This window comes from Peribacillus simplex, assembly GCF_001578185.1.
GTDB classification, from domain to species: Bacteria; Bacillota; Bacilli; order Bacillales; family DSM-1321; genus Peribacillus; species Peribacillus simplex_A.
On record NZ_CP011008.1, the window covers coordinates 1 to 10000 of the forward strand.

7 protein-coding genes, 1 rRNA gene and 1 pseudogene (1 of these 9 cut by a window edge) are annotated in these 10000 nt (G+C 39.6%); all 9 read left to right on the forward strand.

Annotation, left to right across the window (positions count from 1 at the left end; translation table 11 throughout):
* Complete coding sequence (gene dnaA / locus UP17_RS00005; protein ID WP_061440297.1) at positions 1-1350, forward strand: chromosomal replication initiator protein DnaA; 1350 nt, start codon at positions 1-3, stop codon at positions 1348-1350.
* A gap of 192 nt (positions 1351-1542) precedes the next feature.
* Complete coding sequence (gene dnaN / locus UP17_RS00010) at positions 1543-2679, forward strand: DNA polymerase III subunit beta (RefSeq protein WP_061440298.1); 1137 nt, start codon at positions 1543-1545, stop codon at positions 2677-2679.
* A 218-nt stretch (positions 2680-2897) separates the two neighbouring features.
* On the forward strand, positions 2898-3110 hold the full coding sequence (yaaA, locus tag UP17_RS00015) for a S4 domain-containing protein YaaA (protein ID WP_061440299.1): 213 nt from the start codon (positions 2898-2900) through the stop codon (positions 3108-3110).
* Positions 3111-3131: 21 nt separating this feature from the next.
* The gene (gene recF, locus UP17_RS00020; protein ID WP_061440300.1) at positions 3132-4250 is read left to right on the forward strand and encodes a DNA replication/repair protein RecF; all 1119 of its coding nucleotides are present in this window, start codon (positions 3132-3134) and stop codon (positions 4248-4250) included.
* Between the two features lie 12 nt (positions 4251-4262).
* Positions 4263-4526, forward strand: a complete 264-nt coding sequence (gene remB, locus UP17_RS00025; RefSeq protein ID WP_061440301.1) for an extracellular matrix regulator RemB — start codon at positions 4263-4265, stop codon at positions 4524-4526.
* Between the two features lie 78 nt (positions 4527-4604).
* Complete coding sequence (gene gyrB, locus UP17_RS00030) at positions 4605-6530, forward strand: DNA topoisomerase (ATP-hydrolyzing) subunit B (RefSeq protein WP_061465924.1); 1926 nt, start codon at positions 4605-4607, stop codon at positions 6528-6530.
* 97 nt (positions 6531-6627) lie between these two features.
* The gene (gene gyrA / locus UP17_RS00035; RefSeq protein ID WP_061440302.1) at positions 6628-9174 is read left to right on the forward strand and encodes a DNA gyrase subunit A; all 2547 of its coding nucleotides are present in this window, start codon (positions 6628-6630) and stop codon (positions 9172-9174) included.
* 248 nt (positions 9175-9422) lie between these two features.
* A pseudogene (locus UP17_RS29400) lies at positions 9423-9605 on the forward strand (HD domain-containing phosphohydrolase); the annotation flags it as partial.
* A gap of 387 nt (positions 9606-9992) precedes the next feature.
* Positions 9993-10000: ribosomal RNA gene (locus tag UP17_RS00040) — 16S ribosomal RNA — on the forward strand; it runs 1543 nt beyond the window's last position.

A 10000-nucleotide genomic window follows, 5' to 3' on the forward strand; every position in this document is an offset into this window, starting at 1 on the left:
TTGGATAACATCGATAGCCTCTGGAACCAGGCGCTCGGAAAAATCGAAAAAAAAATCAGTAAACCAAGCTTTGAAACTTGGCTTAAATCAACCAAGGCTTATTTACTGCAAGGTGATACATTAACAGTCACCGCCCCCAATGAATTTGCCAGGGATTGGCTTGAAGAACGCTATTCCCATCTTATTTCTGATGTATTGTTTGAACTTACCGGTGAGGAATTGGAAGCAAAATTCATCATTCCCCCAAATCAAGAAGATGATGATTTTACCGTTCCTGTTCAACCTAAAAAGATAAAAAAACAGGATAAAGACCATGCTGCATTTCCACAGCATATGCTTAATGCGAAAAACACCTTCGATACATTTGTCATCGGCTCCGGCAATCGTTTTGCCCATGCCGCGTCTCTCGCTGTCGCAGAAGCACCTGCCAAAGCCTATAATCCATTATTTATATACGGAGGCGTAGGCCTAGGGAAAACCCATTTAATGCATGCAATCGGGCATTATGTTCTTGAGCATAATCCTAATGCTAAGGTCGTTTATTTATCATCTGAAAAATTCACGAATGAATTCATCAACTCAATCCGGGATAATAAAGCAGGGGAATTCCGTGATAGATACCGAAGCGTAGATGTTTTATTAATTGATGATATTCAATTTCTTGCAGGAAAAGAACAAACCCAAGAAGAGTTTTTTCATACATTCAATGCGTTGCATGAAGAAAGCAAACAGATCGTCATCTCGAGTGACCGTCCACCAAAAGAGATCCCTACACTTGAGGATCGCCTCCGCTCCAGGTTTGAGTGGGGTTTGATCACGGATATCACACCTCCTGATCTAGAAACACGGATTGCTATATTGCGTAAAAAGGCAAAAGCTGAGGGTCTTGATATCCCGAATGAAGTCATGCTCTATATTGCAAACCAAATCGATTCCAATATTCGTGAGCTTGAGGGTGCACTCATTCGTGTTGTCGCTTATTCTTCATTAATTAATAAGGATATTAATGCCGATTTAGCAGCCGAAGCATTAAAAGACATCATCCCAAGCTCCAAACCTAAAATAATCACCATCTTAGAAATCCAAAAAACAGTTGGTGAGCATTATAGTGTGAAATTGGAGGATTTCAAGGCGAAAAAACGGACTAAATCCGTAGCCTTTCCAAGACAGATTGCCATGTATCTTTCCAGGGAGTTAACGGATTCATCCCTGCCTAAGATTGGAGATGAATTCGGAGGTCGCGATCATACGACCGTCATCCATGCGCATGAAAAAATTTCTAAACTCATGCAAACCGACACCCAGCTACAACGTCAGGTTAAGGAAATCCAGGATCAGCTGAGGGTATAATCAATTCTGGATAATGTGTATAACTGACGACTACTTACACACAGTCTGTCCACAAGTGGATAGACTGTTTTTCCTTAGGTTAATTGGACTTATCCACATATCAACAGGCCCTACTACTATTACTACTATCTTTTTTAATAAAAATTATTAATAAATATGCCTATTTGGCAATAATAAATTGGAGGATGAAACATGAGATTTATAATCCAAAGAGATCGATTAGTTCATAGTGTCCAAGAAGTAATGAAGGCAGTCACATCAAGAACGACGATTCCAATTCTAACGGGGATAAAAATAAGCGTTACTAGTGAGGGTGTCACTTTAACAGGAAGTGATTCAGATATCTCCATTCAATCATTCATTCCAGCTGAAGTTGACGGCGATGAGATTGTTGAAGTGAAAAGTAGCGGCGGTATTGTCCTGAATGCCCGTTTTTTCAGTGAAATTGTCAAAAAGCTGCCGATGGATACTGTAGAAATTGAAGTGGAAAACAACTTTCAAACGATTATCCGCTCAGGTAAAGCCGAATTTAATTTAAATGGACTGGATCCCGAAGAATATCCACATCTTCCAATCATTGAAGAAGAAAATATTTTCAAACTTCCGACGGACCTTTTAAAGACCCTTATTCGCCAAACGGGTTTTGCAGTGTCCACGTCAGAAACACGCCCCATCTTAACAGGTGTAAACTTAAAGGTTCAAGATGATGAATTGACCTGTATTGCAACAGACAGTCATAGGCTGGCAATGAGAACCGCCAAAATAGAAAATAAAATTACAGGGACCTATAGCGTTGTAATCCCAGGTAAAAGCTTGAATGAGTTGAGTAAAATCCTTGATGATACTAACGAACTCATTGAAATCGTCATTACCGAAAACCAAGTACTTTTCAAAGCTGAAAATTTATTATTCTTCTCTAGATTGCTTGAAGGGAACTATCCCGATACTTCACGATTGATTCCATCGGATAGCAAAACGGATGTGACTGTTCATACAAAGGATTTTCTCCAAGCTATTGACAGGGCATCTTTACTTGCAAGGGAAGGAAGAAATAATGTCGTCAAATTGACAACCCTTGAAGGACGGATAATCGAAGTCTCTTCCAATACACCTGAAATTGGTAAAGTAATCGAGGAGGTTCAGGCAGAAGCCATTGAAGGTGAAGATCTGAAAATCTCATTCAGTGCCAAATTTGTAATGGATGCTTTAAAGGCATTGGAAGGTTCCGATATCAAAATTAATTTCACCGGTGCAATGCGTCCATTTGTCATTCGTCCACTACATGATGATTCCATGCTCCAATTAATCCTTCCGGTAAGGACTTATTAATCTAAAATAATATTTCAAAAAAATTAAAGGCTTGTTAAGCAGGTCTTTAATTTTTTTATATTTAAACATAGGTTCCAAAAGGTTTTTTAACATTTTTTTAATACTGAACGGAACTCAAGACTGCTAAAAATAAGAGCTGAAAAAGCTATACTTTGTCTTAATGGCATTTATTTAGTAAAATGAAATATTAAAGACTACTTAGAAATGAGTGAGGCATAATGGACTCCATAAAAATAAGCACAGAATATATTACGCTTGGACAATTCTTGAAATTGGCTGATTTGATCCAAAGCGGAGGAATGTCGAAATGGTTCTTAAGTGAATACGAGGTTTACATTAATGGCGAACTAGACGTGAGAAGAGGCAGGAAATTAAGATCAGGTGATAAAATAGAGATTCCTGGATTTGGCGTCTACACAATTACAAGCTAAAACATAAGGGAAGAGCGGAATATGTATATTGAAAATATAAGTTTGAGAAATTACCGCAACTATACCGAACTGAATCTGGCTTTTGAAAATAAAGTCAATGTAATCCTCGGCGAAAATGCTCAAGGAAAAACAAATGTCATGGAATCTATTTTCGTTTTAGCAATGGCAAAATCCCATCGGACCTCAAATGATAAAGAACTTATTCGCTGGGATGAAGAGTATGCTAAAATAGAAGGTAGAGTTAGAAAGAGAAATACCTCAATACCACTTGAGCTGACCATTTCAAAAAAAGGGAAAAAGGCGAAGTGCAACCATATTGAACAAAGAAAGTTGAGTCAATATGTCGGAAATATGAATGTGGTCATGTTTGCGCCTGAGGATCTTAACCTTGTGAAGGGAAGTCCTCTAGTCAGACGCCGTTTTATAGATATGGAAATTGGCCAGGTTTCTCCCGTATACCTTCATGATATGAGCCAATATCATAAAATACTTCAACAAAGAAATCATTACTTAAAGCTTCTGCAGACCCGGAAACAAACGGATACGACGATGCTTGACGTGCTGACTGACCAATTTATTCAGTATGCAGCGAAAATTGTCGAAAGAAGATACGAGTTTCTTTTAAAGCTCCAGCAATGGGCAGAGCCGATTCATTCGGGGATCTCCAGAAACCTAGAAGTATTGAAAATCCAATATAAACCGTCGCTTGATGTATCAGAATCTATGGATTTGACGAAAATGATAGAAGTATACACAGAAAAATTTGATAAAATAAAAACAAGGGAAATTGAACGGGGTGTAACACTGGTAGGTCCTCATCGTGACGACCTGGTTTTTTTTGTGAATGACCGTGATGTCCAGACTTATGGTTCACAAGGACAACAACGTACAACTGCCCTGTCCTTGAAACTTGCCGAAATTGAACTGATCCATGAAGAAATAGGCGAGTATCCCATTTTATTATTGGATGATGTGTTATCGGAACTTGACGATTTCCGTCAATCTCATTTACTGAATACGATACAAGGGAAAGTGCAAACATTTGTGACGACACCCTCCGTTGATGGAATCGATCATCAAACCCTAAGAGAAGCGTCCACCTTTTATGTTAGTCAAGGAAGTATTAAAAAGGTTAAATGATGAGGTGAATGTATGTATCTCCATATTGGTGAAGACATTCTTGTGAAAACGGACGATGTCATAGCCATTTTAGATAAGAAGCTGCTCCAGGCCTCTCCAATCATGAGTGAATTTTTGGAGAAAAAGTCTGATGTAACTTACCATTTAGAAAAAAACTCGGTTAAATCGATTGTAGTGACGGATAAACAGGTCTATTATTCACCGCTTGCGTCGTCCACTTTGAAAAAGCGTTCACTGCAGCCATCGCTCTTAATCGATGATATAGATATTCTTTGAATTGTAGCTATAACGTTATAATCACTCCTGAAAAATTTGATAAATGCCAAAAGAAAAGTGTAGGTGATACGAATGACAATGGAACAAAAAGAAGTACAAGCTCAGGCATACGATGAGAATCAGATACAGGTTTTAGAAGGCTTAGAAGCAGTTCGTAAACGTCCGGGGATGTATATCGGTACTACCTCTGCAAAAGGACTTCACCATCTTGTTTGGGAAATTGTCGATAATAGTATTGATGAGGCACTAGCTGGTTTCTGTACTGAAATCAAAGTGACGATCGAAGAAGACAATAGCATAACCGTAGTCGATAATGGACGGGGGATTCCAGTCGGTATCCATGAAAAAATGGGACGGCCAGCTGTGGAAGTTATCATGACGGTCCTTCATGCGGGCGGTAAATTTGGCGGCGGAGGTTATAAGGTCTCCGGTGGTCTGCATGGTGTGGGAGCTTCAGTAGTTAATGCCTTATCCACGGTATTGGAAGTTTACGTTCATCGTGAAGGTAAAATCCATTATCAGCAATTTAACCGAGGGGTCCCTAGAGAAGATTTGAAAATCATCGGGGAAACCGATCATACCGGCACGACTGTTCACTTCATTCCTGATGGTGAAATCTTCACGGAATCCTTGGAATATGATTTCGATACATTAGCCACACGTATCCGTGAGCTTGCGTTCCTGAATAAAGGCTTGAAATTAATCATTGAAGATAAACGTGGAGAAGAAGAGAAAATCAGGGAATACCACTATGAGGGTGGTATCAAGTCTTATGTCGAGCATTTGAACCGCTCAAAAGAGGTTTTACATGAGGAACCGATATTCATGGAAGGCGAAAGGGATGGAATCTCCGTTGAATTAGCCTTGCAATATAATGACAGCTACATCAGTAATGTCTTTTCTTTTGCCAATAATATTCATACCTATGAAGGCGGTACACATGAATCAGGATTCAAGACCGCTTTAACCCGTGTCATCAATGATTATGCACGGAAAAATGGCCTTTTAAAAGAAGCCGATTCCAATTTCTCCGGTGAAGATGTCCGGGAAGGTCTAACGGCAATCATTTCGATTAAGCATCCTGAACCGCAATTTGAAGGACAGACGAAAACCAAACTGGGAAATTCTGAAGTAAGGACGGTTACTGATTCCATTCTTTCGGAAAGGCTTGATTCCTTCTTATACGAAAATCCTGCAGTGGCCAGAAAAATTATAGATAAAGGGCTGATGGCAGCAAGAGCACGTATGGCAGCCAAGAAGGCCCGTGAATTGACACGAAGGAAAAGTGCTTTGGAAGTATCCAATCTACCGGGGAAATTGGCGGATTGTTCATCTAAAGACCCGGCTATCAGCGAATTGTACATCGTTGAAGGAAACTCGGCGGGAGGCTCGGCTAAACAGGGACGGGACCGTCATTTCCAAGCTATTTTACCGTTAAGGGGTAAAATCCTGAATGTTGAAAAAGCGCGATTGGACAGAATCCTGCATAATGAAGAAATAGGCACGATCATCACAGCACTTGGAACAGGCATTGGCGATGAATTCAATATTGAAAAGGCCAGATACCATAAAATCGTTATCATGACCGATGCGGATGTAGATGGTGCCCATATCAGAACGCTGATGTTGACATTTTTCTACCGTTATATGAGAAAAATTATCGAGTATGGATATATATATATTGCTCAGCCGCCACTTTTCAAAATTCAGCAAGGGAAAAAAGTGGATTATGCCTATAATGATCGCCAGCTTGAAGAAATCATGGCTAGTATGCCAAGTACTCCAAAGCCTAACCTGCAGCGCTATAAAGGGCTGGGGGAAATGAATCCAGAGCAATTATGGGAAACGACGATGAACCCTGATACGAGAACGCTCCTTCAAGTCAGTTTGAAAGATGCTGCCGAGGCAGATGAGACTTTCGAAATGTTGATGGGCGACAAGGTGGAACCGCGACGTAACTTCATTGAAGAAAATGCAATTTATGTAAAAAATCTCGATATCTGATTTTTTGACAGGATGCTTTTTACATCCTGTTCTTTACATAGTGCACGTACAGTTAAAACTAAATGAGAGTATAAGCTTTTTATAGGAGGTTGGCTCCATGTCAGAAAATGAAAGATCAGGTGTAAAAGAAATAAATATAAGTACCGAGATGCGGACATCTTTTTTGGATTACGCTATGAGCGTAATCGTATCTCGGGCTTTGCCTGATGTAAGGGACGGTTTAAAACCGGTACACCGAAGAATTCTCTATGCAATGAATGATCTTGGAATGACTTCGGATAAACCATTTAAAAAATCAGCCCGTATTGTAGGGGAAGTAATCGGTAAATATCACCCGCATGGTGATTCTGCCGTATATGAAACGATGGTACGGATGGCGCAGCCGTTTAACTATCGCTATATGCTTGTCGATGGTCACGGGAATTTCGGTTCGGTCGATGGAGACCAAGCTGCCGCAATGAGGTATACAGAAGCAAGAATGTCGAAGATTTCGATGGAATTACTTCGCGATTTAAATAAAGATACGGTTAATTTCCAGGATAACTACGATGGTTCAGAAAGAGAACCAGCCGTTATGCCAGCCCGTTTCCCGAACTTGTTAGTGAATGGTTCATCAGGTATAGCAGTAGGGATGGCAACCAATATTCCACCACATCAACTAGGTGAAGTAATTGACGGCGTATTGGCTTTGAGCAAGAATCCTGAAATTACAATTCCAGAGTTGATGGAATATATCCCAGGTCCGGATTTCCCGACAGCCGGTTTAATTTTAGGACGAAGCGGAATTAGGAAGGCCTATGAAACTGGAAAAGGGTCAATCATCCAACGGGCGAGAGTCGAGATTGAAGAAAAGCCCAATGGTAAACAGGTAATCCTTGTTAAAGAAATCCCTTATCAAGTAAATAAAGCAAGATTGATTGAAAAAATTGCAGAACTTGCTCGAGATAAGAAAATCGAAGGCATTACTGATTTACGGGATGAATCGGATCGCAATGGCATGCGTATTGTCATGGAGCTTCGAAAGGATGTTAATGCAAATGTCCTTTTAAACAATCTTTATAAGCATACCGCGATGCAGACCACCTTCGGAATCAATCTGCTTGCTTTGGTGGACGGCCAGCCTAAGGTGCTGAATTTAAAACAATGCCTGCACTACTACTTAGAGCACCAACAGGTGGTCATTAGGCGCAGGACGGAATTTGAATTACGGAAAGCGGAAGCCCGTGCCCATATTTTAGAAGGTTTGCGTATTGCACTTGATAATTTGGATGCGGTCATTTCGTTAATCCGTGGTTCCCAAACGACAGAAATTGCCCGTGAAGGCTTAATGACACAATTTTCACTTTCCGAAAAACAGGCGCAGGCTATCCTGGATATGCGTTTACAGCGTTTGACTGGTCTGGAACGTGAAAAAATTGAAGATGAATACCAGGCATTAATGGCTATAATTGCAGAATATAAAGCCATTCTTGCTGATGAGGAAAAGGTTCTTGAAATTATTCGTGAAGAGCTTCTTGAAATTAAAGAACGTTTTAATGATATACGGAGAACCGAAATCACATTAGCCGGCTTTGAAAGCCTGGAAGATGAGGATTTAATCCCAGAGGAAAATATAATCGTGACACTTACCCATAACGGTTACATTAAACGCTTGCCTGCAACCACGTACCGCAGTCAAAAACGCGGGGGTCGTGGAATACAGGGCATGGGAACGAATACAGATGACTTTGTCGGTCACTTGTTAACCACTTCGACTCATGACACTCTATTATTCTTCACTAACAAAGGTAAAGTATATCGTTCCAAAGGATATGAAATACCTGAGTATGGTAGGACGGCAAAAGGATTGCCACTTATCAACTTGTTGGAAGTCGATAAAGGCGAGTGGGTCAATGCAATCATACCGGTGAAGGAATTTGCCGATGATTGGTATTTATTCTTCACGACCAGACATGGAATATCAAAGCGTACTCCTTTGTCGTCTTTTGCAAATATCCGTAATAACGGTTTAATTGCTCTAGGTTTGCGTGAAGATGATGAATTGATTTCAGTGCGTCTTACGAATGGAGACAAACAGATCATAATTGGAACGAAAGCCGGGATGATGATTCGTTTCCCTGAGACGGATGTACGGACAATGGGGCGTACTGCAGCGGGAGTGAAAGGGATTTCCTTAAGGTCGAACGATGAAGTGGTCGGTATGGAAATTCTTGAAGATGATGAAGAGGTCCTGATCGTTACGAAAAACGGTTATGGCAAACGGACATCTGCGGAAGAATACCGTATTCAAAGCCGTGGTGGCAAAGGGATCAAAACATGTAATGTCACTGAGAAAAATGGTGAACTTATAGCTGTTAAAACAGTTACAGGTATAGATGAGGATTTAATGCTGATTACAGCAGCTGGTGTATTGATCCGAATGGAAGTCGAAGGCATTTCTAAAACGGGCCGTAATACACAGGGTGTTAAACTCATCCGACTTGAATCAGCAGACAATGAATATGTTTCGACGGTAGCCATCGTTGGAAGAGAAGAAGAAGAAGAAATAGATGCGGAACAGGGCCCAACAATAGATACGGATTCTGATTCTGAACCTACTCTAATCGAAGAAAATGAAGAAACTGAAAAGGATACGGAAGAATAACTCTTCCATAACCAAGAGACCCAGGCAATCTAAGCTGGGTCTTTTTTTATTTGCGTATTAGCTGATTTTTCAAAATGTGAATATCAAGTGTTTGAATATGAGTGAAAGTTAAGGTTTTGGAGTATCAAAGATTAAACGGCTAATAAAATAAATTGAATTTAATCACCATGTTTTTCAAGTAGTATGATACTCATCAAAACTATCGAAGTGAAACATTTTGCTAGTGACCAAGATTATTAAATAAAACGGAAAGTCTAACTGCCGAGGATCATGAGGAGATTCACAATCATCCTAATTTTAGCTATAAAATGATAAAAGATAGTTCCATCATTAAGGATAGTGTGAAGGTAGCCGTTCTAGAGCAACACAGAAGGTTAGATGGAACGGGTTATCCCGAAAGGTGGAAAACAAAGTTCATGAACTTATTTTAAAAATTATTGTTGTTGCAGAAGTCTTTCACGCCATGAATTCCAAAAAGGATATATAGAAGAAATACTATACTGATAAGAAAAAAGTTTACTCTTAAAAAGATAAGCTTCTAGGGGAATGACCAATTTTTTATTATCAAGGGATTCATATATTTTATTTATTTTAAAATAACTCTTGCTTTTATTTCTGATACTGGATATAATAACTAAGTCGACATCGAAATAAAAAAAGTTGTTGACAAAAAATAATATAGTTGATATATTATTAAAGTCGTTTCTAAGCGAACGACAACGAAATTGCTCTTTGAAAACTGAACAAAACAAAGCGCCAACGTTAAATTTTAAGTGAGCACACACTATCAAAAAAGCAAAATGAGCAAGTCAAACATTTCTTCGGA

What these genes read in the sequence shown, in the direction of transcription:
- dnaN (WP_061440298.1), top strand. Translation starts at nt 1,543, where the DNA reads ATGAGATTTATAATCCAAAGAGATCGATTAGTTCATAGTGTCCAAGAA.
- gyrB (WP_061465924.1), top strand. Translation starts at nt 4,605, where the DNA reads ATGGAACAAAAAGAAGTACAAGCTCAGGCATACGATGAGAATCAGATA.
- yaaA (WP_061440299.1), top strand. Translation starts at nt 2,898, where the DNA reads ATGGACTCCATAAAAATAAGCACAGAATATATTACGCTTGGACAATTC.
- remB (WP_061440301.1), top strand. Translation starts at nt 4,263, where the DNA reads ATGTATCTCCATATTGGTGAAGACATTCTTGTGAAAACGGACGATGTC.
- gyrA (WP_061440302.1), top strand. Translation starts at nt 6,628, where the DNA reads ATGTCAGAAAATGAAAGATCAGGTGTAAAAGAAATAAATATAAGTACC.
- recF (WP_061440300.1), top strand. Translation starts at nt 3,132, where the DNA reads ATGTATATTGAAAATATAAGTTTGAGAAATTACCGCAACTATACCGAA.